Origin of the sequence: Pseudacidovorax sp. 1753 (assembly GCF_040544975.1) — a bacterium.
Taxonomy (GTDB): Bacteria; Pseudomonadota; Gammaproteobacteria; order Burkholderiales; family Burkholderiaceae_C; genus Xenophilus.
In genome coordinates, this window is sequence record NZ_JBEPKY010000004.1 from 80,089 (window position 1) to 105,289 (window position 25,201).

At 71.9% G+C, this 25,201-nt stretch carries 22 protein-coding genes; 6 read left to right on the top strand and 16 right to left on the bottom strand.

Annotated features, from left to right (window positions below; all coding sequences use genetic code 11):
• Window positions 1-26: 26 nt before the first annotated feature.
• From ABIC63_RS06150 to ABIC63_RS06200, 11 genes are all read right to left on the bottom strand, one after another.
• The gene (locus tag ABIC63_RS06150) at window positions 27-908 is read right to left on the bottom strand and encodes a thioesterase family protein (protein WP_354319082.1); all 882 of its coding nucleotides are present in this window, start codon (window positions 906-908) and stop codon (window positions 27-29) included.
• Between the two features lie 29 nt (window positions 909-937).
• Window positions 938-2,587 carry a long-chain-fatty-acid--CoA ligase gene (locus tag ABIC63_RS06155; RefSeq protein ID WP_354319083.1) on the bottom strand — a complete coding sequence of 550 codons (1,650 nt, stop codon included), beginning with the start codon at window positions 2,585-2,587 and terminating at the stop codon, window positions 938-940.
• A gap of 37 nt (window positions 2,588-2,624) precedes the next feature.
• Window positions 2,625-3,839 carry an ABC transporter substrate-binding protein gene (locus tag ABIC63_RS06160; RefSeq protein WP_354319084.1) on the bottom strand — a complete coding sequence of 405 codons (1,215 nt, stop codon included), beginning with the start codon at window positions 3,837-3,839 and terminating at the stop codon, window positions 2,625-2,627.
• A 131-nt stretch (window positions 3,840-3,970) separates the two neighbouring features.
• The gene (locus ABIC63_RS06165) at window positions 3,971-4,795 is read right to left on the bottom strand and encodes an enoyl-CoA hydratase-related protein (protein WP_294366287.1); all 825 of its coding nucleotides are present in this window, start codon (window positions 4,793-4,795) and stop codon (window positions 3,971-3,973) included.
• 39 nt (window positions 4,796-4,834) lie between these two features.
• Complete coding sequence (locus tag ABIC63_RS06170) at window positions 4,835-5,842, bottom strand: branched-chain amino acid ABC transporter permease (protein ID WP_354319085.1); 1,008 nt, start codon at window positions 5,840-5,842, stop codon at window positions 4,835-4,837.
• 4 nt (window positions 5,843-5,846) lie between these two features.
• Complete coding sequence (locus ABIC63_RS06175; RefSeq protein ID WP_017761967.1) at window positions 5,847-6,719, bottom strand: branched-chain amino acid ABC transporter permease; 873 nt, start codon at window positions 6,717-6,719, stop codon at window positions 5,847-5,849.
• A gap of 167 nt (window positions 6,720-6,886) precedes the next feature.
• Window positions 6,887-7,612, bottom strand: a complete 726-nt coding sequence (locus ABIC63_RS06180) for an ABC transporter ATP-binding protein (RefSeq protein WP_354319086.1) — start codon at window positions 7,610-7,612, stop codon at window positions 6,887-6,889.
• Complete coding sequence (locus ABIC63_RS06185; protein ID WP_354319087.1) at window positions 7,596-8,441, bottom strand: ABC transporter ATP-binding protein; 846 nt, start codon at window positions 8,439-8,441, stop codon at window positions 7,596-7,598. Before ABIC63_RS06185 ends, ABIC63_RS06180 begins: the two co-directional genes overlap by 17 nt.
• Before the next feature lie 96 nt (window positions 8,442-8,537).
• Window positions 8,538-9,722 (bottom strand): acetyl-CoA C-acetyltransferase, encoded by a 1,185-nt coding sequence (locus ABIC63_RS06190; protein WP_354319088.1) that lies wholly within the window; start codon window positions 9,720-9,722, stop codon window positions 8,538-8,540.
• A 120-nt stretch (window positions 9,723-9,842) separates the two neighbouring features.
• Window positions 9,843-11,831: an FUSC family protein gene (locus ABIC63_RS06195; protein ID WP_354319089.1), complete on the bottom strand. Its 1,989-nt coding sequence runs from the start codon at window positions 11,829-11,831 to the stop codon at window positions 9,843-9,845.
• Window positions 11,828-12,286, bottom strand: coding sequence for a MarR family winged helix-turn-helix transcriptional regulator (locus tag ABIC63_RS06200; protein ID WP_354319090.1), 459 nt, complete (start codon window positions 12,284-12,286; stop codon window positions 11,828-11,830). The genes ABIC63_RS06195 and ABIC63_RS06200 overlap by 4 nt, the downstream gene beginning before the upstream one ends.
• Window positions 12,287-12,472: 186 nt before the next feature.
• Between ABIC63_RS06200 and ABIC63_RS06205 the strand changes: the two genes are divergently transcribed.
• Window positions 12,473-12,730, top strand: coding sequence for a type II toxin-antitoxin system Phd/YefM family antitoxin (locus ABIC63_RS06205; protein WP_294366273.1), 258 nt, complete (start codon window positions 12,473-12,475; stop codon window positions 12,728-12,730).
• Complete coding sequence (locus ABIC63_RS06210) at window positions 12,727-13,143, top strand: type II toxin-antitoxin system VapC family toxin (RefSeq protein ID WP_354319091.1); 417 nt, start codon at window positions 12,727-12,729, stop codon at window positions 13,141-13,143. Before ABIC63_RS06205 ends, ABIC63_RS06210 begins: the two co-directional genes overlap by 4 nt.
• 15 nt (window positions 13,144-13,158) lie before the next feature.
• Here the strand turns inward: ABIC63_RS06210 and ABIC63_RS06215 are convergent, their stop codons facing one another.
• On the bottom strand, window positions 13,159-13,941 hold the full coding sequence (locus ABIC63_RS06215; protein WP_017757521.1) for an SDR family NAD(P)-dependent oxidoreductase: 783 nt from the start codon (window positions 13,939-13,941) through the stop codon (window positions 13,159-13,161).
• A gap of 66 nt (window positions 13,942-14,007) precedes the next feature.
• A complete protein-coding gene (fadB, locus tag ABIC63_RS06220; RefSeq protein WP_354319093.1) occupies window positions 14,008-16,158 on the bottom strand; it encodes a fatty acid oxidation complex subunit alpha FadB in 2,151 nt (716 codons plus the stop codon).
• 147 nt (window positions 16,159-16,305) lie between these two features.
• Here fadB and ABIC63_RS06225 point away from each other — a divergent pair, with 147 nt between their 5' ends.
• The 4 genes from ABIC63_RS06225 to ABIC63_RS06240 all read left to right on the top strand — a co-directional run bounded on the left by ABIC63_RS06225 (window position 16,306) and on the right by ABIC63_RS06240 (window position 21,852).
• The gene (locus ABIC63_RS06225) at window positions 16,306-18,978 is read left to right on the top strand and encodes a winged helix-turn-helix domain-containing protein (protein WP_354319094.1); all 2,673 of its coding nucleotides are present in this window, start codon (window positions 16,306-16,308) and stop codon (window positions 18,976-18,978) included.
• Window positions 18,979-19,026: 48 nt separating this feature from the next.
• A complete protein-coding gene (locus ABIC63_RS06230) occupies window positions 19,027-19,857 on the top strand; it encodes a crotonase/enoyl-CoA hydratase family protein (protein ID WP_354319095.1) in 831 nt (276 codons plus the stop codon).
• 105 nt (window positions 19,858-19,962) lie between these two features.
• Window positions 19,963-21,192, top strand: a complete 1,230-nt coding sequence (locus ABIC63_RS06235) for a spore maturation protein (RefSeq protein ID WP_354319096.1) — start codon at window positions 19,963-19,965, stop codon at window positions 21,190-21,192.
• Window positions 21,193-21,342: 150 nt separating this feature from the next.
• Window positions 21,343-21,852: a flavin reductase family protein gene (locus ABIC63_RS06240; protein WP_017758556.1), complete on the top strand. Its 510-nt coding sequence runs from the start codon at window positions 21,343-21,345 to the stop codon at window positions 21,850-21,852.
• A gap of 17 nt (window positions 21,853-21,869) precedes the next feature.
• Here the strand turns inward: ABIC63_RS06240 and ABIC63_RS06245 are convergent, their stop codons facing one another.
• From ABIC63_RS06245 to ABIC63_RS06255, 3 genes are all read right to left on the bottom strand, one after another.
• Window positions 21,870-23,267: an aldehyde dehydrogenase family protein gene (locus tag ABIC63_RS06245; RefSeq protein WP_354319097.1), complete on the bottom strand. Its 1,398-nt coding sequence runs from the start codon at window positions 23,265-23,267 to the stop codon at window positions 21,870-21,872.
• 147 nt (window positions 23,268-23,414) lie between these two features.
• The gene (locus tag ABIC63_RS06250) at window positions 23,415-24,353 is read right to left on the bottom strand and encodes an isopenicillin N synthase family dioxygenase (RefSeq protein WP_354319098.1); all 939 of its coding nucleotides are present in this window, start codon (window positions 24,351-24,353) and stop codon (window positions 23,415-23,417) included.
• A 79-nt stretch (window positions 24,354-24,432) separates the two neighbouring features.
• On the bottom strand, window positions 24,433-25,152 hold the full coding sequence (locus ABIC63_RS06255; protein ID WP_354319099.1) for a GntR family transcriptional regulator: 720 nt from the start codon (window positions 25,150-25,152) through the stop codon (window positions 24,433-24,435).
• Window positions 25,153-25,201: the final 49 nt, after the last annotated feature.

The window sequence follows — 25,201 nt, forward strand, 5'->3', positions numbered from 1 at the left end:
AACGGACGAAAGTGCCGCGTCGCGCTTCAGGGGGCCGGCAGCAGCGCCGACCAGCGGTCGCGCACCGCCTCGGGCAGCGGCGCGGGCCGGTGCGTGGCGGGATCGATGGCGACCAGCACGGCCTCGCTGTCGGCCTGCAGCGCATCGCCGTCGAACAGGCGACAGCGCAGCACCACCGAACTGCGGCCGAGCGCCTGCACGCCGGTGCGCAGGCGCCAGCTGACCGGCACGGGGGTGGCGCGGTGCACGCGCAGGGCGATGTGGGCCACCATCACGTCGACGCCACCCGTGAGCGGAAGCCGGCTGGGATCGGCGCCGCCATCCAGCCACCAGCGGGAGCGGCCGTGCTCCAGGTAGCGGGCCAGTGCCACGTCCGACAGCAGCCCTTCGGCGTCGACATCGGCATACCGGGTGGTCAGCAGCTCCTCGATGGCCTGGGTGGCGGGCGCGCCGAAAGCCGCATGCACCTCCGCGGGCAAGGGGCGCGGCTGTTCGTGCAGGCGCAGCTGCTGCACGAGCGCCGCGGGCAGCGGCACGCGCTCGCCGTCCTGCCAGGCCGCCAGCTCGGTGTGCTGCAGGCCGATGCAGCGGCCCTGCTGAAAGAGGGCCGTGGCGATGTGGGCCGCCTCGGCATCGACACACAGCAGCGCCACGCCAGCCTCCAACGATGCGGGATAGGCGCCCTCGGCCAGGAAGTCCGTCCACAGCCCGGCGGGTCGCAGGCGCAGGCCGTCGCCCGCAGGCTGCGGCAGCACCGCATCGAGCCAGCGGATGCGCGCCTCGATGTGCAGGCCGATCACCGCGGCATTGTTCAGGTGCCGCAGCAGGTCCAGGTCGGCATGGCGCGGCGCCAGGGTCGTGTGCCAGCCGTAGGCCTCGCGCGCCTGGCGCCAGCCCTGGCGGCGCATGGCTTCGTGAGGAGGGGCGCCAACACCGCTCATGCCGTGGGCAGCTGGTAATCGCGGTACTGCTCGCGCAGCCGCGTCTTGAGCAGCTTGCCCGTGGCGGTGTGGGGCAGCTCGGGCACCACCACCACGTCGTCAGGCAGCCACCACTTGGCGATGCGGCTGGCCAGGAAGTCGAGCACCGATTCCTTGGTGGGCTGATGGCCCGCGCGCGGCACCACCAGCAGCAGCGGTCGCTCCTGCCACTTGGGATGGGCCACCCCGATGATGGCCGCCTCCGCCACGCCCGGATGGCCCATGGCCGCGTTCTCGACGTCGATGGACGAGATCCACTCGCCACCCGACTTGATCACGTCCTTGGCCCGGTCCACCAATTGGAGATAGCCGTCGCCGTCGATGGTGGCGACGTCGCCGGTGGTGAAGTAACCCTCGTCGTCCATGGGCGAGCCGCCTTCGCCCTTGAAGTAGCCCGAGGCGATCCACGGGCCCCGCACGCGCAGGTGGCCGCGCGACTGGCCGTCCCAGGGCTGCACCTCGCCGGCATCGTCCACCAGCTTGAGGTCCACACCCCACACGCCGCGGCCCTGCTTGAGCTTGACCTTGACCAGTTCGTCCTCGGCCATGCTGTCATGCTTGGGCAGCAGCTTGCTGATGACGCCGATGGGGCTGGTCTCGGTCATGCCCCAGCCCTGCACCACCTGGGCGCCGAACTGCTTCTCGAAGCGCTCCAGCATGGCGCGCGGCACGGCGGCGCCGCCGATGCCGATCATCTTGACGCCCAGCGCGCGCGGGTCGATCTCCGGGTGCGCGTCCAGGTACTGGAAGAGCATCAGCCACACCGTGGGCACGCCCTGCGAGAAGGTGACCCGTTCGTCACGCATCAGCGTGTAGACGCTCTCGCCATCCATGTGCGGCCCCGGGAAGACCAGTCGCGTGCCCACCATGGCCGCCGCATAGGGCGTGCCCCAGCCGTTGGCATGGAACATGGGCACGATCAGCATCACCGTCTCTCGCGAGCTGATGCCGAAGGTATCGGGCGCCAGCTCCATCAGCGTGTGCAGCATCGTCGAGCGATGCGAATAGAGCACGCCCTTGGGATTGCCGGTGGTGCCGGAGGTATAGCAGAGCGAGGAGGCCGTGCGCTCGTCGAAGTCGGGCCAGTCGTAGCGCTCGCTCTGGGCGGCGAGCAGCTCGTCCCAGCAGCGCAGGTCCGGCAGGTCCAGCGCGGGCATGTGCTCGCGCGAGGTCATGCAGACGTAGGTCTTCACGGTCTTGAGCTTCGGCGCCAGCTTCTGCACCAGCGGCGCGAAGGTGACGTCGAAGAACAGCACGCGGTCTTCGGCATGGTTGGCGATGTACTCGATCTGCTCCGGAAAGAGCCGCGGGTTGACGGTGTGCAGCACGGCGCCCGTGCCCGAGACGCCGAAGTACAGCGCCAGGTGGCGCCAGCTGTTCCAGGCCAGCGTGGCCACCCGTTCGCCGCGCTGGATGCCCAGCGACTGCAGCGCGTTGGCGATGCGGCAGGCGGCATTGCGCACGCCCAGCCAGTCGGTGCGGTGCGTGCCGCCCTCGGGCAGGCGCGAGACGATCTCGGTGCGCGGATGGAAGCGCGCCGCATGCTCGATGAGCGAAGAGATCAGCAGCGGGCGGTCCTGCATCAGGCCGAAGAGGGGTTCGGACATGGCGGTGTCTCCTGGATGCGGTTGGGGTGCGGTGGCGTCAGCTGCCGAGCAGCTCGCCGAAGGGCACGTAGCGCGTGCCATCGAAGCGCACGGGCTGCATCTTCTTGATGGGGAAGAAGTCGTCGGCGCCGGTGCTGAGCGTGATGCCCGGGTAGAGCATGGGCAGGGCCATCTTCAGGCTCGCGGCCTGCTTCATGACGTTGGCGCGGGTCAGGTCGTCGCCGCAGCGGCGCAGCACCTCGGCCAGCGTCTGGGCCTGCGAGTAGCCGATGACGTTGAGCGAGTCGTTCGGGTCGCCCGCCGGGTAGTACTGCTTCATGAAGGCCAGGTAGTCGGCCAGCTCGCGCGTGCCCTGGTTGCTCGGGTCCGAGGGCTCGCGCAGGTAGGTGGCGGTGATGATGCCCTGCGCGTTGTCGGCACCGGCCGGCTTGATGACGGAGCTGATCGACAGCGACACGCTCACCAGGTAGTGGGCCGGCTTCCAGCCGATGTCGGCCGCCTTGCGGATGGACTGCGCCGCGAACTTGGGCGTGGTGATGTTGATGAAGGTGTCGGCGCCCGAGCCCTTGAGCGCGACCATCTGGCTGTCCACCGTCGGGTCGGTCACCTCGTAGGTCTGCTGGCTCACGACGAACTGCCTGGCCTTGTCGCCGAAGCCGTCCATCACGCCCTTGAGGTAGTCCTTTCCGAAGTCGTCGTTCTGCATCAGGATGCCGACCTTGGCATTGGGCCGGTTGGCCATGATGTGGCGCGCGAAGAGCGCGCCTTCGAGCTGGTAGGTGGGCTGCCAGCCCATGGTCCACGGGAAGGTCTTGGGGTCGCCCCAGCGCGTGGCGCCGGTGGAGACGAACAGCTGCGGCACCTTGCGCTGGTTCATGTAGCGCTGCACGGCCTGGTTGTGCGAGGTACCCAGTGCGCCGAACATCAGCAGCACGCCGTCGCGCTCGACCAGCTTGCGGGTCTGCTCCACGCTCTGGGCCGGGTTGTAGGCGTCGTCGGCCGACAGGTAGCTGATCTTGCGGCCGTTGATGCCACCCTCGGCATTGAGCTTGGCGAAGTAGGCCGCATGGGTCTTGCCGATGGTGCCGTAGGCCGAGGCCGGGCCGGAGTAGGGCACGAAGTTGCCGACCTTGATCTCGCTGTCGCTGGCGCCGGTGTCGTACTTCTTCTGGGCCTGCGCGGCAGGCGCCAGGGCCAGCAGCGAGAAGGTGGCAAGCGCGGCCCCCAGGCCGCGTGCGATGGAAAGGCGCATGGTTGTCTCCTGGTTGTCGTCGGCCCGTTCTGTGTGGTGTGGGCCTTGGTGCGGGGTCGCGAGGCGATGGTAGGAATCGCCTCTGCCGGTGCCCATCGTCGGTTCCGACGATTGGGCCGATGCCTTCGCAGTCAGCGTGCGCTGCGGGGCGGAAACACGGGCTCGCGCTTCTGCACGAAGGCACGCACGCCTTCGGCGAAGGCGGCGCCGTCGATCAGTTCGCGCTGGCGCTCGGCCTCGTAGTGCAGCTGGTCGGCCAGGCTGCCGGTGGCGGCGGCGTCGAGGGCGTGCCGCGCCTCCATCGCGGCATGGGCGGGCAGGCGGGCCAGGCGGCGGGCGAGGGCGAGCGCCTCGTCCTGCAGCGCGGCGTCGTCCGCGCAGCCCCACACCAGGCCCCAGTCCAGCGCCTGCTGGGCCGACAGGCGCTCGCCCAGCAGCGCCAGGCCCATGGCCCGTGCGCGGCCCAGCCGGCGTTCGATGAACCACGTGGTGCCCAGGTCGGGCACGATGCCCAGCCGCGGCAGGAAGGGCAGGAAGAAGTAGGCCGAGCGGGCCATGAGCGTGAAGTCGCCCGCCAGCGCCAGGCCAGCACCAGCACCCGCCGCCGCGCCATTGACGGCGCAGACCACCGGCATGGGCAGGGCCTGCAGGTCGAGGATGAGCCGGTTGGACAGCGCATGCATGGTGTCCGCCGTGTGCGCGCCCAGCGAGCGCCCATCGCCGGCCGGCACGCCGCCCATGGACTGCAGATCGGCGCCCACGCAGAAGCCCTTGCCCTCACCGGTGAGCACCAGGGCGCGCACGCCGGCATCGGCGGCCAGCTCGGCCAGCCGCGCACGCAACTGCTGCTGCAGGCCGATGCCCAGCGGGTTGAGGCGGGCGGTGTTGCACAGCGTGAGCACGGCCACCTCGTCGTGGCGATGCAGGCGGAGCACGGTGTCGGTGTCGGCGGTCATGCGGTTTCCTTGGGCGTTGAAGGTCGAGGCGAAGAGGGCTCAGCCACGGCGCGCGAGCCGGGCCCGCAGCCGGTGCAGCAGCCCCATCACCCCGCCGGGCATCACGAACATGAAGAGGATCAGCACCACGCCATACACGGCCCAGGGCGCGGACTTGGACACCTGCTCGGCCAGACCCGGCACGAAGAGGATGAACAGCGCGCCGAACAGCGCCCCCCACAGCGTGCCCACGCCGCCCACCACGATGCCCACCAGCAGCGAGATGGACAGGAAGAAGGTGAAGGAGTCCGGCGCCACGAACTGCACCGCGATGGCCGCCAGCGCGCCACCCACGCCGGTGTAGCCGGCGGAGACGGCGAAGGCCATGGACTTGGCATGCGCGTTGTTCACGCCCATGGCCTCGGCCGCCATGCCGTGGTCGCGGATGGCCCGCAGCGCCAGCCCGCTGCCGCTGTCGATCAGGTTGCGCGCGCCCCAGAACAGCAGCACCGCCACCGCCAGCGCATAGAGGTAGAACCACTGGTCGGCATCCAGCGGCAGGCCGAAGGGTGCTTCAGGCTTGGTCAGCACGATGCCGCCCACGCCGCCGGTCCAGGCCTCCAGATGCTTGTACTTGAGCAATTGCGGCATGGCCACGCCAAGCGCGAAGGTGGCCAGCGCCAGGTACAGGCCTTCGAGCTTGAGCGCCGGTCGCCCGAAGAGGTAGCCCACCCCCAGGCTCACGATGCCCGCGGCCGGCACTGCGAGCCAGTAGGGCACGCCGCCACGGTCCATGAGGATGCCGGCGGCATAGGCGCCGATGGCGAAGAAGGCGCCATGGCCCAGCGAGATCTGGCCGTTGTAGCCGGTGAGGATGTTCAGCCCCACCAGCGCCACCGCATAGGCCAGCACCATGGTGGCCTGGAAGAGCTGGTAGCCCTGCGCGATGAAGGCCAGCGCGACGCCGGCCACGATCAACGCCAGCGCGAAGACGGATGAGGGCGAGAGCCGCCGCCTCACGGGCGCCGCCTTCGGCGGCACGGCATCGGAGGTGAGCAAGGTGGACATCGGGTCAGACCCTTTTGACGATGCGCCGGCCCATGAGGCCCGCCGGGCGGACGATGAGCACGCCCACGATCAACACCAGCGCCACCGAGAGCTTGAGCTCGGTGCCCACCACGTAGCTGCCCATCAGGTTCTCCAGCACGCCCACCAGGAAGCCGCCGACCACTGCACCCACCGGGTTGTCGATGCCGCCCAGCAGCGCGCCGGCAAAGGCGTAGAGCAGCACGCCGGTCATCATGTGCGGATCGAGGAAGACCACCGGCGCCACCATCATCCCGGCCACCGCGCCGATGGCGCCGGCCAGGCCCCAGCCCAGCATCAGCATGCGGCCCACGGAGATGCCCACCAGCCGCGACGAGGCCGGGTTCTGCGCCGCGGCCCGCATGGCCAGGCCCAGCGGCGTGAGGCGGAAGAAGCCGAAGAGCAGCGCCACGATGGCCAGCGCCACGGCGATGGCGCCCACCTCGTGCGCCGACATGAGTGCGCTGGCGTACCAGGCGTCCTTGGGAAAGGGGCTCGGAAATTCCTTGATCGTGTAGCCGAAGAGCCAGCCCGCCAGGCTGTGGAAGACCACCAGCAGCCCGATGAAGACCACCACCTGTGCCAGGTCGGTGGCCTTGTGCATCGGCCGGATGATGGCGAACTCCACCGCCGCGCCCACCACGAAGGACAGCGCCACCGTGGCGAAGAAGGCCACCCAGTAGGGCAGCCCCGCCTGCATCAGCGACCAGGCGATGAAGGTGGAGAACATCGCCATCTCGCCCTGGGCGAAATTGATGTGGTGCGTGGCCTGGTAGATCATCACCAGTGCCAGCGCGACGGTGGCATAGATGCCGCCGGTGGCGAGGCCCGCGAAGAGCTGGTGCAGGAATGCGTCCATGGTTCTCAGAAGGTGTGAATGAATCCGGCGTGGCCGAGCGGGCTGCCAAAACGCGGCCAATCAAGGCGCAAAGCGCAGCCATAGCTCGGGCTATGGCGAGCATTTGCAACGCGGAGTGGGCGTGTTTTGGCAGGACGAGCGGGCATGACGGGTTCGTTCACACCTTCTTAGCCTCCCAGGTAAGCGCGGCGCACCGCGTCGTTGCGGCCCACGTCCTCGCTGCTGCCGTGCAGCACGATGCGGCCGGTCTCCAGCAGGTAGGCGGTGTCGGCCAGTTCCAGCGCCAGGCGCGCGTTCTGCTCCACCAGCAGGATGGCCATGCGCTGCTCCCGGTTGATGCGCCGCATGATGGCGAAGATGTCGCGCACCACCAGCGGCGCCAGGCCGAAGGAGGGCTCATCCAGCAGCAGCAGCCGCGGCTCGCCCATCAGGGCGCGGCCGATCGCCAGCATCTGCTGTTCGCCGCCGGAGAGGGTGCCGGCCTGCTGCGCGCGCCGCTCCTTCAGCCGAGGAAAGTAGGCATAGATGCGTTCCAGCGCCTCGGCCATGGCCGCGCGGCCTGGATGGCGCGGCCGGGCCTGGGCGCCCAGGCGCAGGTTCTCCTCGGCCGTGAGGTGCGCGAAGGTGCCGCGGCCGTCGGGCACATGGCCCACGCCCAGGCGGGCGATCTGCTCAGTGCTGCGGCCGTCGATGCGCTCGCCGGCCAGCCGCACCTCGCCGCGCACCGAGACCATGTGCCGGCAGATGGCGCGCAGCAGCGTGGTCTTGCCCGCGCCGTTGGCACCCAGCAGCGCCGTGACGCGGCCTTCGGGCACGTCCAGGTCGATGCCGTGCAGCACGGCGGTGGGGCCGTAGGCGGCATGCAGGCCGCGCAGCTCAAGCAGCGCGGGCATGCTGGCGCACCTCCAGGGCCGGCTCGGCGGCACCGTCGTCGCCCAGGTAGGCGCGGATCACCTCGGGATGGGCGCGCACGGCCGCGGGCGTGCCCTCGGCGATCTTGCGGCCGAAGTTGAGTGCGACCACCTTGTCGCTCACCCGCATGACCAGACCCATGTGGTGCTCCACCAGCAGCACCGTCAGGCCCAGCCGCGCACGCAGCGCGAGGATCAGGTCGCCCAGGCCCTCCAGCTCCTCGTGGTTGAGGCCGCAGGCAGGCTCGTCCAGCAGCAGCAGCCGGGGGCGCGCCGCCAGGGCGCGTGCCAGCTCGACCCGCTTCTGGGTGCCGAAGGGCAGGTCGGCGACGCGGCGGTCGGCCGCGGCGCCCAGGTCGAGCAGGGCGATGCATTCGTCGGTGCGCGCCTCGGCCTCTTCCTCCAGCCGTCGCACGCCGGGCAGGCGCAGCGCGTCGCGCAGGAAGCCCGCATGCTGGTGGGTGTGCGTGCCCACGCGCACGTTCTCGCGCACCGTCATGCTGGCGAAGAGCGCCAGGTTCTGGAAGGTGCGGCCGATGCCCAGCGCCGCCATGCGGTGGCGCGGCAGCGTGTCCAGCGCGCGGCCGGCGAACGCGATGCGCCCGGCCTGCCAGCCGTACAGGCGCGAGAGGCAGTTGAACAGCGTGCTCTTGCCCGCGCCGTTGGGGCCGATGAGGCCGCAGACCTGGCCGGCGGCCACGTCGAAGCCCACGCGGTCGAGCGCCACGATGCCGCCGAAGCGCACCGACAGCCCCTCGATGCGCAGCAGGGGCGTGGCGGCGGCGTGTGTGTCTCCGAAGTCCTGGGTCATGGAAGTCCTGCCCTGGTGTTGTGATGGAAGGGCCGGCGCGCGCCGCGCACGCCGGTCCGTGGGGCCTCGCTGACGGGCCCCGGCGTCAGCGTGCGCTCAGAGCCGCTCGACGATGGTCACGTTGGCCATGCCGCCGCCTTCGCACATGGTCTGCAGACCATAGCGGCCGCCGCGGTCGTGCAGGGCATGGACGAGCGTGGTCATCAGCTTGGTGCCCGAGGCGCCCAGCGGATGGCCCAGGGCGATGGCGCCGCCGTTGACGTTCAGGCGCGCCGGGTCGGCGCCCGTCACCTGCAGCCAGGCCAGCGGCACGGGCGCGAAGGCCTCGTTGACCTCGAACAGATCGATGTCGTCGATCTTCATGCCGGCCTTCTGCAGCGCGCGCTGCGTGGCGGGGATGGGTGCCTCGAGCATGATCACCGGGTCGTGGCCGATCATCGTCATGTGGTGGATGCGCGCGAGCGGCTTGACGCCCAGCGCCTTGAGGCCACGCTCGTTGACCACCATCACGCCGGTGGCGCCGTCGCAGATCTGGCTGGCGGTGGCCGCCGTGCAGCGGCCGCCCTCCTGGATCAGCTTGACACCGGCGATGCCCTCCAGCGTCGCGTTGAAGCGGATGCCCTCGTCCACCGCATGCGGCTGGCCCTCGCCCTCGGCGCCGCCTTCGGCGCTGCGGGCCTCGACCGCCAGGATCTCCTTGGCGAAGCGGCCCTCGTGGGTGGCCGCCACGGCACGCTGGTGGCTCTGCAGCGCGTAGACGTCGAGCTGCTCCTTCGACAGGCCGTACTTCTTGGCCATCATCTCGGCGCCCATGAACTGGCTGAACTCCACGCCGGGATAGCGCTTCTGCATGGCCGGGCTCATGTAGCCGCCCAGGCCGGCCTTGAGCGGCAGCGCGTTGGGCGTGAACATGGGCACGCGCGACATGCTCTCCACGCCGGCGGCGATCACCACGTCCATGCTGCCGCTCATCACCGCCTGGGCCGCGAAATGCAGCGCCTGCTGCGAGGAGCCGCACTGCCGGTCGACCGACGTGCCCGGCACCGACTCGGGCAGCGACGAGGCCAGCACCGCATTGCGCGCCACGTTGGTGGCCTGCTGGCCCACCTGGCTGACGCAGCCCATGATCACGTCCTCGACCAGGGCGGGATCGGCGTCGGCGCGGCGCACCAGCTCGTCGATCACCTGGGCCGCCAGGTCCACCGGGTGCCAGCCCGAGAGTCTGCCGCCGCGCCGGCCGCCGGCGGTGCGGGTGGCGGCGACGATGAATGCTTCTGCCATGGTGTCTCCAGTCTCCAGTGCGGTTCGTCGGAAGTCCGCGTGGATTCTGGGCGGCGAGGGCGGCGGCGTCGCTCGTCCGAAGCGACGAATTTCGAGGGCCGCGGACCGCGGCGGCCCCTCTCAGGCTGCCCGCGCCAGCACCCGGGCGGCGTGCTGCAGCGCCGAAGCCGGCGCATGCCCGGCGGGCGGGGGGCCGAGCCGCAACGCATCGCGCGCCAGCAGGCGGCCCCGGCGGTGGGCCTGGGCCGGACTGCGCATGGGCCGGGCCAGCCGACGCAGCCAGGCCTGCGCGCGGCGACGGTCGGCGGGCGGCAGCGCGTCCTGCGCCAGCAGCTGCCCAAGCGCGAGCACCGCCTGCCCCGTGGCCAGCACGGCCAGGCCTTGGCGTGCGCCATGCTCCGGCGCCAGGCCGGCCGCATCGGCGCAGCGGACCAGGCGCAGCACGCGGTGCTGCAATCGGGCCCGCCACACCGCGGCCCGTCGCCACGCCTGCGGCTGCGCGGCCATGGCCGAGACCTCCGCCTGCATCAGCGTCGACAGCTGCGCATAGCGGCGGCGCCCGCCCGGCGGAAAGACGAGGCGGAAGGCCGCCAGCGCCACCAGCGGCCCGGCCACCACCGCCGCCGCCTCGGCCAGCCCCGTCGGCCAGGCGAACGCCCGGGCATGCATGGGCTGCAGGAGCAGCAGGCCGACGAGGTTGAAGTCGAAGCCGAAGCGCGCCGTGCGCGGATGCGCCAGCACGAAGGCGCCGGCCAGCACCAGCGGCAGGCACATCAGCAGTCGCCCGGCCGCGCCGTCCACCCACGGCCAGAGCAAGGCCTGCACCGCCAGCGCCGCGGCGGCGCCGAGCAACTGGCCGCAGAAGACCGAGCGCATGATCCGCGCCGGGTCGTCGGCGGTGGAAAAGAGCGTGGTCATCACGGCCACGCCGAGCATGAGCAGGGGCGCCACCGGCCAGCCCGTGACCAGCCACAGCCCACCCATGAGGCCCAGCGTGACGAGGGAGCGCAGGAAGGTTTCGCGGGCAGCGATCCAGTCGCGGTGCAGCACGACGGTCGGTTCGAAGACGGCATGCAGCTCGGCACCGCGCGCGCGACGGGCCCCGGTGCCGGAACGCACTTCCGAGCCCTCGGGCCTTTCGGCGCTCCGGGCAGCCATGCCGAGGCGACGAAGCACGCCGGCCAGTTCGGCGTCCCGCGTTTCGGCGACTGCGGCGGCCTGCAATAGCAACGGCCCCACGGGTCGGCCGGCCGCCGCGGCGTCGAACACGCCCTGCAGGGCGGCCGCCAGCGGGGCACCGTCGACAGGTCCGGGCGGCTGTGCACCGGGCCACCACAGCAGAAGGCCGACCTGGGCGGTCAGCGCCCGGCGCAGCGCATGCACTTCGCGGCGTCCCCCGAGGCGTCCGGCGGCCTGCAGTTCCAGCCCTTCCTCCAGGCGCGCGAGTTCGCCCAGCTGGGCATCGCGGGAGGCCTGCGCGGGCGCCACGCCGGTGCGCGCCCAGGCGGCCAGCTCGTGCATCCGCTCTAGGCAGAGCATGCGTGTGCGAAGGTGCAGAGCATCGGCCGGCGGCCGCGCCGCGAAGCGCAGGCTCACGGCCAGCGCCACCACCACGCCCAGGCCGATGGTCAGCAGCCGGTCGAGGCCGAAGGCCACGATGTGCGCTGGCTGACCAGCGTCGAGCAGCGCCACCATCGCCGCCGAGTAGCCGGCCAGCAGGGTGCCGTAGCTGGCAAAGCCGCGCAGCAGCTGGCCCGCGCCCGCGCACAGCCCCGCCCACAGCGCCAGCCCGGGCACCAGCACCACCGGCGAGCCGTGGCCCAGGGCCACCAGCGCCACGCCGTAGACGGCACCGGCGGCCGTGCCCAGCAGGCGGTACAGGCTCTTTTCGATCAGGTGGCCACGCAGCGGCTGCGCCGCGATCCACACGGTCATGGCCGCCCATTGGGGATGGTCCAGGCCCAGCAGGCCCGCCAGCAGCAGCGCCATGCCCGAGCCGGCCGCGGTGCGCAGGGTGAACGCCAGGCGGGCGGGTTCGAAGCCGAGGCGGCGCGCGAGGCGTTCGAAGGAAGGGGCACCGGCGGCCGAAACGGCCGGGTGGGCCCTCATGCCCCGGACTCCAGGGCTGCGATGCCTTCGCCGATGCGGTCGAAGCCGTCGAGCAGCGCCTGCAGCTGGGCGTCGTCCAGCCCGGCGAGCATGCGGCCTTCCACCCGGTCCAGCACCGTCTGGATGCGGCGCACCACCGCGCGCCCGTCGCGGGTGAGGAAGAGCCGCCAGGTGCGGCGGTCCTGCGGATCGTCGCGGCGCTCGATCCAGCCGGCGCGGGCATGCTGGTCCAGCAGCCGCACCAGGCTGGAGCCGTCGATGCCGATGCGCTCGGCCAGCTCCCGCTGCGTGAGCCCGCCGCCCGCCTCGGCCAGGTACATCAGCGGCGGCCAGCCCGCGTCGGTCAGGCCCAGGGCAGCAAGTTGCGCGTCCAACGCCCGGCGCCAGCGACGGGCCAGCACGACGAAACGCATGCCGAAGCGCTGGCGGGGCAGGGCGGGGGTGTCGTCATTCATGGGGCGGATGATAGGCCAATCATTTGGATCCCAACGATTTGGAGGGGATGGATCCCGACTCCGGGCCGGCCGCCCGCCGATGGGCGAAAGTCCCGCCGAGGAGCAGGCGGCGAGGTCTGTCGTTTGACAGTACGAGGCTCCGCTGACAGACTAGTTGTCTGACCAGTTCAACAGGGGAGCTTTTCGATGCACACATGGCCCGTCCAGGACGCCAAGGCGCGGTTCAGCGAATTCCTCGATGCCTGCCTGGCGCAAGGCCCGCAGATGGTGACCCGCCGTGGCGCCGAAGCGGCCGTGCTGGTGCCGGTGCAGGAATGGCGCCGGCTGCAGTCGGCGGCGCGTCCGTCGCTCAAGCAGCTGCTGCTGTCGGACGACGGCCGCACCGATCTGCTGGTGCCCGCTCGCGGCCAGGCGCGCAGGCGCAAGGTGGAGCCGCAGCGGTGACGCAGGGCTACCTGCTCGACACCAACGTCGTCTCCGAACTGCGCCGCCTGCGCCCGCACGGCGGGGTGGTCGCCTGGCTGAAGTCCCTGGACGATGCGCAGTTGCATCTTTCGGCGGTCTCGCTCGGCGAGATCCAGGCCGGCATCGAGCTGACGAAGGAGCAGGATGCGGCCAAGGCCCAGGAGATCGAGGCATGGCTCGCGCAGATCGCCAGCGCCTACAACGTCCTGCCCATGGACGCCGCGGCCTTCCGGGTCTGGGCGCGGCTGATGCACCGGAAGTCCGACACGCTCTACGAAGACGCCATGATCGCCGCCACCGCACAGATCCATGGCCTGACCGTGGCCACCCGCAACGTGGCGGACTTCAAGGCGCTGGCCGTCGAGGTGTTCAATCCCTTTGCGGCATCCTGAGCACTGCGGCACCGGCTACCGCGGCGCCATCCGGATCGCCCCGTCCAGCCGCACGCACTCCCCGTTGAAATAGCCGTTGGTGATCATCGTCTCGGCCAGGTGCGCGTACTCGGCCGGGTTGCCCAGCCGCTTGGGGAAGGGCACCGAGGCGGCCAGCGCCGCCTTCACGTTGTCGGGCGCGCCCTGCAGCAGCGGCGTGTCGAAGATGCCGGGCAGGATGGTGTTGACGCGGATGCCCTCGCCCATCAGGTCGCGGGCGATGGGCAGGGTCATGCCCGCGACGCCGGCCTTGCTGGCCGAATAGCTGGCCTGGCCCATCTGGCCGTCCACCGCGGCCACCGAGGCGGTGTTGACGATGGCGCCGCGCTCGCCATCGGCGAGCGGTTCCAGCGTCAGCATGCCGGCCGCCGACTTGGCGATGCAGCGGAACGTGCCCACCAGGTTGATCTGGATGATGCGGTCGAAGTTGGCCAGCGGAAAGTGCTTGATCTCGCCGGTGGCCTTGTCCCGGCTGGCGGTCTTGACGGCATTGCCGGTGCCGGCGCAGTTGACCAGCACCCGCTCCTGCCCGTGCGCGGCGCGGGCCTTGGCGAAGCCGGCATCGACCGAAGCCTCGTTGGTCACGTCGACGGCGCAGAACAGGCCGCCGATCTCGCGCGCCAGCGCCTCGCCGGCCGCTTCGTTGAGGTCGAACAGCGCGACCTTGACGCCGTGCGAGGCCAGCCGCCGCGCGGTGGCGGCGCCCAGGCCGGAGGCACCGCCGGTGACGACGGCGGCGATGGTGGCATCGAGTTGCATGAAGGGGCTCTCCTGTGTCGTGGTGAAGGGCGCCTGCCAAGGCGGCAGGCGACGGCGTGTGGGGGTTCAGAGCGGGTGGAAGCGCCGCTGCTGCGCCGCCATCTGCCGCAGCAGTTCGGGCGGCGCATAGGCGGGGCCGTGCGCGGCATGGGCCTCCAGCCGTTGAAGCAACTCGGCCGCACCCAGCCAGTCGGCGTACTGCAGCGGCCCGCCCAGCCAAGCCGGAAAGCCCACGCCCAGCAGCAGGGCCATGTCCAGCTCGGCGGCGCTGGCGACGCTGCCGTCCTCCAGCGCGGCGATGGCCTCGGCCAGCAGGGGCAGCATCAGGCGCTCCACGATGGCGTCGTCGGTCATGGGCGTGAAGCCGCCGGGCGCCAGGTCCGCCAGCAGGGCCTGGGCAGCGGGGTCGGCGCTGCGGCGCGGCTTGCCGGCCGCGTCGCGTTCGTAGCGGTAGAAGCCGGCGCCGCTCTTCTGGCCCAGCCGGCCGGCGCGCACCATGCGGTGCACCGGGTTGGCGTCGATGGCGCGCATGCGTGCGGGGTGGCCAGCGGTGATCACGTCGCCCACATGGGCGCCGGTGTCCATGCCCACCACGTCGTTGAGCCAGGCCGGGCCCATGGGCCAGCCGAAGGCCTCCATGGCGCGGTCGACGGCGGTGAAATCCACGCCCTCGGCCACCAGTTCGTTGAAGGCATTGAAGTAGGCGGTGAGCACGCGGTTGACCAGGAAGCCCGGACCGTCGGCCACCACGATGGGCGTCTTCTTCATGGCCAGGGCATAGGCCACCGCGGCGGCCACAGCCGCGTCGCTGGTCTGCGGGCCGCGCACGACCTCGACCAGCGGCATGGCCGGCACGGGGTTGAAGAAATGCATGCCGACCAGGTTCTGCGGCCGGGCCAGCGGCGTGGCGATGTCGGCCAGGCGCAGGCTGGAGGTGTTGGTGGCGATCAGCGCATCGGGCCGCAGCTGCGGCTCCAGCGCGGCCAGCACCTGCTGCTTGACCTCCAGCCGCTCGACGATGGCCTCGACCACCAGGTCCGCCGCATCCAGGCCCGCGTCGTCCAGCTGCGGCGTGATGGCGGCCAGCACCGCGTCGGCCTTGGCCTGCGACAAGCGGCCCGCCTGCACGCGGCGGCCCAGCTGTCTGGCAGCCTCGGTCATGCCCAGATCGAGCTGGTCGGCGCGGATGTCCTTCATGCGCACGGGAATGCCGGCCAGCGCGCTGCTGAAGGCGATGCCGCCGCCCATGATGCCGGCGCCAAGGACGGCGGCCCGGGCCGGCGCCTTTGCACCGGCGGCCTGCTTCTTCGCCGCCTTGCGCACGGCCTGTTCGTTGAGGAAGGTGCGCACCAGCGAGGCCGCCGCCTGCGTGCGCGCGACCCGGCCGAAGGCCTCGGCCTCCAGCCTCAGCGCCTCGTCGCGCGGCTGCGACGCGCCCTCGGCCATCATGGCCAGAGCCATGGGCGCGGCAGGCTGATGGCGACCCAGGCGCGGGGCCAGCTCTTCCAGCACCTGCTGCGCCGTGGCCGCGAAGGCAGCGGCATCGCCGGGCAGGGCACTGCGCTTGCGCGCGACCTGGGCGCGCCAGTCCACCTCGCCGGCGACGCAGCGGCGCAGCAGGGCCAGCGCCTCGTCGCGCAATGCATCGGGTTCGGCCACGGCCTCGACCACGCCAGCGGCACGGGCCGTGCGCGCATCGGCCGGCGTGCCGGTGGCGACCCAGCGCATGGCCGTCTCCAGTCCCGCCACGCGGGCCAGGCGCACGGTGCCGCCGAAGCCGGGAAAGAGGCCGAGCTTGACCTCGGGCACGCCCACCTGGGCCACGGTGGACATCACCCGCAGCGTGGCGGCCAGCGCCAGCTCCAGCCCACCGCCCAGCGCATAGCCGTTGATGGCGACCACGGTGGGCACCGGCAGATCTTCCAGCGCGACGAAGACCTCGTTGCTGCGGCGCACGCCCGCCGTGATGGCCTCGGCGCTCTGCTGGAAGGTGGCGCCGAACTCGGTGATGTCGGCGCCGACGATGAACACGTCCTTGGGGCTGGTGACCAGCACGCCCTGCAGGCCGGCGTCGGCCGCGAGCAGGGCCACGGCCTCGCGCAGCTCGGCGACGGTGCGGGCGTCGAACTTGTTGATGGCCTCGCCGCGGCGGTCGAAGACAAGCTCCACCAGCCCATCGGCCAGGGGGTGCAGGCGGATGCTGTTTCCTTCGAACACGGTGTTGTCTCCTGGGTGTCTCGGCCTTCGATGCCGGGGGCAGTCTAGGAATCGCCCCTTCTTGCGGCCATCGTCCAAACCGACGAAAGTGGCCGGCCGCCGCCGCGCGGCCCTTGTCACTCCGCGCCACGCGCGCCGCCTCGTCCCATGTCCGCCCCGCCGCCTTCCGTGCCCGTCCAGCCCGCCAAGCTCAGCCCACCCGCACCGCCTGCGGCGCAGGTGCTGCGGCAGGCCATCGCGCGGCAGGTGCACGAGGCGGCCCGCGCCCGGTTGCTGCTGGTGCGCGCGCCGGCCGGCTTCGGCAAGACCACCGCCATGCGCCAGATGCGCGACCGCTTCGAGGCCGAGGGCATCGCCACCGCCTGGCTCACGCTGGACAGCGCCGACAACGACGTGCCGCGCTTTCTGCAAGGCCTGGGCGCGGCGGTGCAGGCCCTGGGCATCGAGCCCGCACCGGGCAGCGGCCGGGGCGACCCCATCGCAGCCCTGGGCCATGACGCGCTGCCCTTCGCGCTCTTCCTCGACGACTTCGAGGTGCTGCAGTCGCCCGCCGTCATCGGCCTGGTGCGGCAACTGCTCGACGGCCTGCCGCGCCAGGCCCAGCTGGTGATCGGCTCGCGCAGCCTGCCCGATCTGGGCCTGGGTCGACTGCGGGCCCGCGGCCAGCTGCTGGAGATCGATGCCGCCCTGCTGCGCTTCTCGGCCGCCGAGGCCGAGGAGTTCTTCCGCCTGCGCGGCAAGGCGCTGCCACGCGACACGCTGGAGCGCCTGCTGGCCAAGACCGAGGGCTGGGCCGGCGCGCTGTGGCTGGCCTCGCTGGCGCTGCAACGGCATGGCGCCGCGGGCAGCGACTTCGTCGAGCGCTTCTCGGGCTCCGACCGCGCCGTGGCCGATTACCTGGCCGAGGACGTGCTGGCCCAGCAGAGCGAGGAGGTGCGCGACTTCCTGCTGCGCACCAGCGTGCTGCGGGTGCTGGATGTGCAGGTGTGCGCCGCCGTGGCCCCGCGCGCCGATTGCACGGCGATGCTCGCGCAGCTGGAGGCCGGCCATCTTTTTCTGGCGCCCCTGGCCAGCGATGCGCGCAGCTACCGCTACCACAGCCTGTTCGCCGACTTCCTGCGCGCCCAACTGGCACGCGAGCGGCCCGGCGACGTGGCGCGGCTGCACCTGGCGGCCTCCGGCTGGTACGAGGCCCAGGGCCGGCCGGTGCCCGCCATCGACCATGCCATCGAGGGCGGCGACCATCCGCATGCGCTGGCCCTGCTGGCACGCCATGCCGAGCGCTTCCTGGAGGAAGGCCGCATGCGCCTGCTGGACCGCTGGTTCGCCGCGCTGCCGCCCGAGCAGCTGGCCGGCCAACCGCTGCTGCAGATGGTGGCCACCTGGGCCGAATGCTTCACCCGCGGCCCCTGGCAGGCGCTGCAACGGCTGCGCGCCAGCGGCTGCGAGACCAGCGAAGACGCCGCCGTGCGCGCCCATGTCAACGGCCTGCAGCCGCTGCTGCTGGCCATGCAGGACCATCCCGAGGACGCCTACCCGGTCGGCCAGGCGAACCTGCGGCGGCTGCCCACCTGCCGCGCCTTCGCCGACAGCGCGCTGGCCAATGCCATGGCCTACATCGTCTCGGTGATGGGCGAGCAGCACGAGGCCCACCGCCTGCTCGACGCCGCCCGCCGCAGCCAGGCCGGCAGCATCTTCAACCGCATGTACACCGAGGCCATGGAAGGCGTGCTCGATCTGGCCGAAGGCCGGCTGCGCCAGGCCGCCGCCCGCTTTCGCGTGGCCCTGTCCGCCACGCCGCGCAGCGCCTCTTACAACCCCACGCAGGGCAATGCCTGGGCCGGCGTGCTGCATGCCGGCGTGCTGTACGAAAGCGACGACCTGGCCGGCGCCGAGCACCTGCTGAGCGTGTACCTGCCGCTGGCCCGCGACGTCGGGCTGCCCGACCACGTGATCGCGGCCTACCGCATGCGTGCGCGCATCGCCTTCCTGCAGGGCGACGTGGACAGCGCCTTCCAGCTGCTGACCGAGCTCGAATACCTGGGCCACGACCGCCAGCTGCCGCGCGTGGTGGCCAGCGCCAAACTGGAGCACGCGCGCCTCCTGATGCTGCAGGGCAACCGCGACGCGGCCGCCGACATGCTGGAGCGCGCGGACGACGCCGCCGTGTGGGACCGCGTGCGCCGCCTCAACCTGCCGGCCCACCCGGTGGACGACATCGCCATCGGCCGCTGGCGCTGGCAGCTGCGCTTTGGCGATGCGGCAGGCGTGCGGCAGGCGCTGGCACCGGCCATCGCCGAGGCTGACACGCAGGCGCGGCGGCACCGGGCGCTCAAGCTGCGTGTGCTGCTGGCGCTGGCCCAGGCGCGCGAAGGGGCGGCAGCCGAGGCGCAGACGACGCTCGCCGCCGTGCTGGCCGAGACCGCACGTGAAGGCTTCGTGCGGCTGCTGCTGGACGAGGGGCCCGCGCTGGCACCGCTGCTGCGCGCCCTGCAGGCCGACCGGGCGCGGCTGGACGAGGCGGGCCCCATCTATGCCGACCATGTGGCGCGCCTGGCCGCCGCCTTCGGCGAGGTGCACGAGGACGAGCCGGCGGCCGGCGACGCAGCGCCCGCGCCCCTGGCCGAGCCGCTGACCCGCAAGGAGATCCGCGTGCTGGAACTGCTGGCCGCCGGCTATTCCAACGCGGCCATGGCCGAGAAGCTGTTCGTCTCGGACAGCACCGTGCGCACCCACCTGCGCAACATCAACCTCAAGCTCGGCGCCCGCAGCCGCACGCAGGCGGTGGCGCTGGCGCGGCAGGCGGGCGTGGTGCGGTAGGACGGACGCCTTGTCGGCCGCGGACCTATTCAACCGGGAGCCTCGCCCATGACCGATCTCTCCTCCTCCTCTCACCAGGACACTGGCGTCCACTACGCCGCCGACGGCCCCGTCTGCACCATCACGCTTGACCGCCCGCACAAGCGCAACGCCGTCGACGGCGCCACCGCCAAAGCGCTGCGCGCCGCCTTCGAACGCTTCGAGGCCGACGATGCCCTGCGGGTGGCGGTGCTCACCGGCGCCGGTGGCCACTTCTGTGCGGGCGCCGACCTGGCGGCCGCCACCGACCCGGCCGCGCGCAATGCGCTCGATGCCCGCGGTGAGGGCCCCGGCCCCATGGGCCCGACGCGCATGGCGCTGGCCAAACCGCTGATCGCCGCCATCGAGGGCTACGCCGTGGCCGGCGGCCTGGAACTGGCCCTGCTGGCCGACCTGCGCGTGGCCGCCGACGACGCGGTGATGGGCGTCTTCTGCCGCCGCTGGGGCGTGCCGCTGATCGACGGCGGCACCGTGCGGCTGCCGCGCCTGATCGGCATGGGCCGGGCGATGGACCTGATCCTCAGCGGGCGGCCCGTGCCCGCGGGCGAGGCGCTGGCGATGGGCCTGGTCAACCGCGTGGTGCCCCGTGGCGACGCCCTGGCCGCCGCCCAGGCCTGGGCGCGCGAGCTGGCGGCCTTTCCGCAGCAATGCATGCGGGCCGACCGCCGCTCCGCCTATGCGCAGTGGGACCTGCCGCTGGACGAGGCACTGCGGCAGGAGGGCGCGAACGGCGTGCCGATGTTCTTTGCCGAGGGTGAGGCGGGCGCTGCGCGCTTTGCGGCGGGGGCGGGGCGGCACGGGCGCTTCGGCGAGGCGCCGCCGGCCAGCGACCCGGCCTGAGCCTGGCGCAGCGCCTTGGCCGCTGCGCCAGTGGCCCAGAGGCCAAGGCGCCTCCTATGATGCGCCGCTCCTGCCTATCCTCCGCCCTCGGCGCGCCTCCAACCCATGCTCAACGGCCTCTGGCTGTCCTTCTTCCTCGTCGCCGCCGTGGCGGGCTTTTCGCGCTGGCTGGTGGGTGGCGACGCGACGGTCTTCGCCGCCATGGTCGAGGCACTGTTCGCCATGGCCAGGATGTCGGTGGAGATCATGCTGCTGCTCTTCGGCACGCTCACGCTGTGGCTCGGCTTCCTGCGCATCGCCGAAGCGGCCGGCCTGGTGGCGCTGATGGCGCGGGCGCTGGGGCCGCTCTTTCGGCGGCTGATGCCCGAAGTGCCGGCCGGCCATCCGGCACTGGGGCTCATCACCATGAACTTCGCGGCCAATGCGCTGGGCCTGGACAACGCGGCCACGCCCATCGGCCTGAAGGCCATGCGGGAGCTGCAGACGCTCAACCCACAGCCCGACACGGCCAGCAATGCGCAGATCCTGTTCCTGGTGCTCAACGCGTCCTCGCTCACGCTGCTGCCGGTGACCATCTTCATGTACCGCGCACAGCAGGGCGCGGCCGATCCGACGCTGGTCTTCCTGCCCATCCTGCTGGCGACCAGCGCGTCGACGCTGGTGGGGCTGCTGTCGGTGGCGCTGGTGCAGCGCCTGAAACTGTGGGATCCGGTGGTGCTGGCCTACCTGCTGCCCGGCGCGGCGCTGCTGGCCGGCTTCATGGCGCTGCTGGCCACGCTGTCGGCGCAGGCGCTGGCGCAGCTCTCGTCGCTGATGGGCAACCTGGTGCTGTTCGGCATCGTCATCGTCTTCCTCGTGGTCGGCGCGCTCAGGCGGGTGGCGGTGTACGACCGCTTCATCGAGGGCGCCAAGGAAGGCTTCGACGTGGCCAAGGGCCTGCTGCCCTACCTGGTGGCCATGCTCTGCGCCATCGGCGTGCTGCGGGCCTCGGGCGCGCTGGACCTGCTGCTGGACGGCATCCGCTGGTGCGTGGCCCAGACCGGGTGGGACACGCGCTTCGTCGATGCGCTGCCCACCGCGCTGGTCAAGCCCTTCTCGGGCAGCGCGGCGCGGGCGCTGCTGATCGAGACCATGAAGACCCACGGTGTGGACAGCTTCCCCGCGCTGGTGGCCGCCACCATCCAGGGGAGCACCGAGACCACCTTCTACGTGCTGGCGGTGTACTTCGGCGCGGTGGGCATCCAGCGGGCGCGGCACGCGGTGGGCTGTGCGTTGCTGGCCGAGCTGGCGGGCGTGGTGGCCGCGATCGCCGTCTGCTACTGGTTCTTCGGCTGAGGCGCCGGGCCTTCTTCAGCCCCCTTCATCGGCCAGCGGCGCGCAGCGCCTGACGCCTGCATCTGCACCTGCCTGACCCTGTCACTGCCCCCGGCAAGCGGCCTGCGGGACAATGCCGGCCGACCGCCTCCCGCCACCAGGCCCTCTTCCGTGACCGCACCCCTCCAGGCCCAAGCGCCCGACTTTTCCGCCGCCGAGTTCCGCGCCGCCCTGGGCATGTTCGCCACCGGCGTGACCATCATCACGGCGCGGGCCGCCGATGGACGGCTGGTGGGTTTCACGGCCAACTCCTTCAACTCGGTGTCGCTGACGCCGCCGCTGGTGCTGTGGAGCCTGGCGCGCAGCGCGGGTTCGATGCCCGACCTCAGCGCGGGCTCGCACTACGCGGTCAACATCCTGGCCGCCAGCCAGAAGGCGCTGGCCGAGCGCTTCGCCGCACGCGGAGTGGACCGCTGGGAGGGCGTGGACTGGGCCCCAGGCGTGGCCGGTGCGCCCGTGCTGGAGGGCTGCGTGGCCAGCTTCGAATGCTTCAACCGCAGCCGCTATGAAGAAGGCGACCACGTCATCTTCGTCGGCGAGGTGGAGCGCTGCGCGCATCGGGCCGGTGTGGCCCCGTTGCTCTTCCACGGCGGCCGCTTCTATACCGAGCACCCGCTGTAGGCGCGACGAATCCGGCCTCAGCCGCGACGGCGCATTGCGGCCAGCAGCCGCTCGGTTCGGGGACCGTAGGGCGGATGCAGCAGGCTGCCCAGCGACCAGCGCGACTGCACCAGCACCGCCTTCTCGTGCGTGAAGCGCAGGAAACCCGCCTCGCCATGGGAGGCGCCCCAGCCGCTGTCGCCCACGCCACCGAAGGGCAGGCGCGGATGGGCGATGTGCACCAGCGTGTCGTTGATGCTCACACCGCCGCTGGTGGTCTGCTGCAGCAGGGCATCGCGGGCCGCGCGATCCTCCCCGAACCAGTACAGCGCCAGCGGCCGTGGCCGCGCGTTGATGAACTGCACGGCCTGCTGCGCGTTCTCGCAGGCCAGCACGGGCAGCACCGGACCGAAGATCTCCTCCTGCATCAGCGCCATGTCGGGCGTGGCACCCAGCACCAGGCGCGGCGCCATCTGGCGCGCATCGGCACCGTCGGCGCCCAGCACGCGCACCTCGGCGCCTCGCGAGACGGCATCGTCCAGCAGGCGCGCCAGCCGCTGGGCGTGGCGGTCATCGATCAGCGCGGTGTAGTCGGGATTGCCGCCGACGGTCGGGAACATGCGCCCGGCGGCCCCCCCGATGGCATCCGCCAGTGCGGCATGCATGGCTGCCGGGGCGAGCAGGTAGTCGGGGGCAATGCAGGTCTGCCCGGCATTGAGCAGCTTGCCATGCGCGATGCGCGCTGCCGCTTCGTCGATGCGGCAGGACGGGTCGACGACGCAGGGAGACTTGCCGCCCAGCTCCAGCGTGGTGGGCGTGAGGTTGGCGGCCGCCGCCGCGGCCACGTGGCGGCCCACGGCGGTGGAGCCGGTGAAGAAGAGATGGTCGAAGGGCAGTCCGGCGAATTCCGCTGCCAGCGCGGCGTCGCCATTGACGACGCAGAACTCGTCGGCCTCGAAGTGGCGCGCCACCAGCTCGGCCGTGAGCGCCGAGGTGCGCGGCGTGCGCTCGCTGGGCTTGAGCATCACCCGGTTGCCGGCCGCCATGGCCGTGGCAGCAGGCCCAAGCGACAGCAGCAGCGGATAGTTCCAGGGCGAGAGCACGCCCACCACGCCCAGCGGTTGCCGCTGGATCCATGCACGCGCCGGTTGCAGGGTGAGCGGCGTGCGCACCCGGCGCGGCCGCGACCACGCGCGCAGATGGCGCAGCGCGTCGGCCACGCCTTCACGCAAGAGGAGCATGTCGGCGATCTCGGTCAGCGGTGCCGAGCGCACGCCGAAATCGGCCTGCACCGCCTGGGCGAGCGCCGCGCCGTGCTGCTGGAGCAGGCCGCGCATCCTCAGCAGGCGGTCGCGGCGCAGCGCGAGCGGCGTCTCCGGCTGGGCGCGGCTGGCGGCGTGCTGGGCGTCGAACATGGCGTGGAGCGCAGGCGTCATGGCAAGGGGCGGTGTCGAAGAAGGTGCCGCATGATGCCCCGTGCCCGAGGGCAGCGGTATGGAGCTGCCCACGGCCGCCGCACGCCACACCATCGCAGGGTCGCAGGACTCAGGTGGGACTGGCGGGCAGTCGGCGCCCGCCGCTGCTCAACCAGCCGGCGCCGTCGCAGCGGCGCCGTAGGTGGCCGCAAAGCGGGCCTGCAGGTAGGCCTGCGTCGTCACCGGCGCATGCCGCGGCGCTTCGCCGGGCGCCACGCAGCTGGGAATGGCGCTGACCAGCGCCTCCGGATTCGGGTCGAGGAAGAAGGCGATCGAGTAGCGCTCGGCGGCCGGTCGCACCACGCGATGGGGCGTCGACAGGTAGACGTCGTTGGTCCAGCGCATCAGGCAGTCGCCGATGTTGCAGACGAAGGCGCCGGGCAGGGGCGGCACGTCGATCCACTCGTCGCAGGCGCGGCCCTGCACCTGAAGGCCCGACACGCCATCGGTGGCCAGCAGCGTGACGTTGCCGTAGTCGGTGTGCGCACCCGCGCCCACGCCCTGGTCGGCCGCCTGCCCAGCGGGGTAGTGCAACAGGCGCAGTGTGGCCAGGGGTCGGTCGATCTTGTCGGCGAAGAAGTCCTCGGGCAGGCCCAGGTCCAGCGCGAAGGCCGCATGCAGGCGGCTGGCGGCGGCAAACACGGCATCGAAGTAGGCCTGCACCGGCGCGCGCCAGCCGGACAGGGCGGGCCAGGCATTGGGGGGACGGGTGGCCTCGTCGGTCCAGATGAGGTTGAAGGCCTCCTTCTGGTCGGCGCCGCGCTTCTCGTCCAGCGCCTCCACGCCCATGCCCACGTAGCCACGGTTGTGGCTGAGCGAGGCATAGGCCAGCGCGGCCTTGTCGGCCACCGGCTGGGCGAAGAAGTCGCGACTGGCGGCGAAGGCGCCGTCGATCACTTCGGCCGGCACGCCGTGGCCGGTGATGGCGAAGAAGCCGATGTCCCGGCAGGCGGCGCCCACCTCGGCCGCCACGCGGCGACGGGCGTCGGCATCGGGCGAGGCGAGGGCGGCGATGTTGATGACGGGGATGGTGGAGGCAGCGGTCATGGCGGCGGGCAAAGGCGTTGAGGAAGGTCGGCGGGCAATCGTGACGCGGCGGGCTGCGCGGGCAGGTTGGCGGGCCCTTCTAGCGTTGCAGGCTCAGCCGGTAGCGGAAGGTGTCGGCGCGGTAGACGGCGCTTTCCACATGCACCGGCGTGCCGGTCTGGTCATGCACGACGCGTTCCACCTCCAGCACGGGCGCGCCGGTTTCGAGCTTGAGCAGGCGGGCATCCGCCGCGCGGGCGGTGCCGGCGCCGATCTCCAGGTCGGCGCGCCCGACGGCGATGCCGCCCTCGTGCTCGAACACGTCGATCAGGTCGCGCTGGGAGAAGTCCACCCGCGACAGGCGCTCGCCCAGCGTGGCCAGCAGCCAGGAGTTGTTGACCGACAGCGGCTCGCGCTCCAGGTAGCGCACGGTCTGCAGGTGGTAGACGGTGGTGTTGCCTGACAGGCCCAGCTTCTGCGCCACGGCGGCGGGGGCCCGCACCTCGCGCCAGGCCAGGCGCTTGTTGCTGACGGCGCGCGCCTCGGCGGCCAGCGCCTCGTTCAGGCCCTGCAGGCGGTTGAGGCTCTGCGCCGCTTTCGGGTGCGAGACGAACGCACCCTTTCCGTGCAGCTTGACGATCAGGCCCTCGGCCTGCAGCGCGCCGAGCGCCTGGCGCACGGTGATCCGGCTGACGCCATGGGCCGCCTGCAACTCGGATTCGGACGGCAGCTTGTCGCCCGGTTTCAGTCGGGCGTCGAGGATGGCGGCGCGCAGTTCATCGCGCAGGCGGGCATGCAGCGACTGGGGAATCTCAGCCAAGGCGCGGCCCTTCCGCACGGCTGGCATGCCGCTTGCATCGCTTGTTATA

Coding starts and splice junctions, on each gene's coding strand:
- ABIC63_RS06150 (WP_354319082.1), bottom strand. CDS start 908: ATGCGCCGCCAGGGCTGGCGCCAGGCGCGCGAGGCCTACGGCTGGCAC.
- ABIC63_RS06155 (WP_354319083.1), bottom strand. CDS start 2,587: ATGTCCGAACCCCTCTTCGGCCTGATGCAGGACCGCCCGCTGCTGATC.
- ABIC63_RS06160 (WP_354319084.1), bottom strand. CDS start 3,839: ATGCGCCTTTCCATCGCACGCGGCCTGGGGGCCGCGCTTGCCACCTTC.
- ABIC63_RS06165 (WP_294366287.1), bottom strand. CDS start 4,795: ATGACCGCCGACACCGACACCGTGCTCCGCCTGCATCGCCACGACGAG.
- ABIC63_RS06170 (WP_354319085.1), bottom strand. CDS start 5,842: ATGTCCACCTTGCTCACCTCCGATGCCGTGCCGCCGAAGGCGGCGCCC.
- ABIC63_RS06175 (WP_017761967.1), bottom strand. CDS start 6,719: ATGGACGCATTCCTGCACCAGCTCTTCGCGGGCCTCGCCACCGGCGGC.
- ABIC63_RS06180 (WP_354319086.1), bottom strand. CDS start 7,612: ATGCCCGCGCTGCTTGAGCTGCGCGGCCTGCATGCCGCCTACGGCCCC.
- ABIC63_RS06185 (WP_354319087.1), bottom strand. CDS start 8,441: ATGACCCAGGACTTCGGAGACACACACGCCGCCGCCACGCCCCTGCTG.
- ABIC63_RS06190 (WP_354319088.1), bottom strand. CDS start 9,722: ATGGCAGAAGCATTCATCGTCGCCGCCACCCGCACCGCCGGCGGCCGG.
- ABIC63_RS06195 (WP_354319089.1), bottom strand. CDS start 11,831: ATGAGGGCCCACCCGGCCGTTTCGGCCGCCGGTGCCCCTTCCTTCGAA.
- ABIC63_RS06200 (WP_354319090.1), bottom strand. CDS start 12,286: ATGAATGACGACACCCCCGCCCTGCCCCGCCAGCGCTTCGGCATGCGT.
- ABIC63_RS06205 (WP_294366273.1), top strand. CDS start 12,473: ATGCACACATGGCCCGTCCAGGACGCCAAGGCGCGGTTCAGCGAATTC.
- ABIC63_RS06215 (WP_017757521.1), bottom strand. CDS start 13,941: ATGCAACTCGATGCCACCATCGCCGCCGTCGTCACCGGCGGTGCCTCC.
- ABIC63_RS06225 (WP_354319094.1), top strand. CDS start 16,306: ATGTCCGCCCCGCCGCCTTCCGTGCCCGTCCAGCCCGCCAAGCTCAGC.
- ABIC63_RS06230 (WP_354319095.1), top strand. CDS start 19,027: ATGACCGATCTCTCCTCCTCCTCTCACCAGGACACTGGCGTCCACTAC.
- ABIC63_RS06235 (WP_354319096.1), top strand. CDS start 19,963: ATGCTCAACGGCCTCTGGCTGTCCTTCTTCCTCGTCGCCGCCGTGGCG.
- ABIC63_RS06245 (WP_354319097.1), bottom strand. CDS start 23,267: ATGACGCCTGCGCTCCACGCCATGTTCGACGCCCAGCACGCCGCCAGC.
- ABIC63_RS06250 (WP_354319098.1), bottom strand. CDS start 24,353: ATGACCGCTGCCTCCACCATCCCCGTCATCAACATCGCCGCCCTCGCC.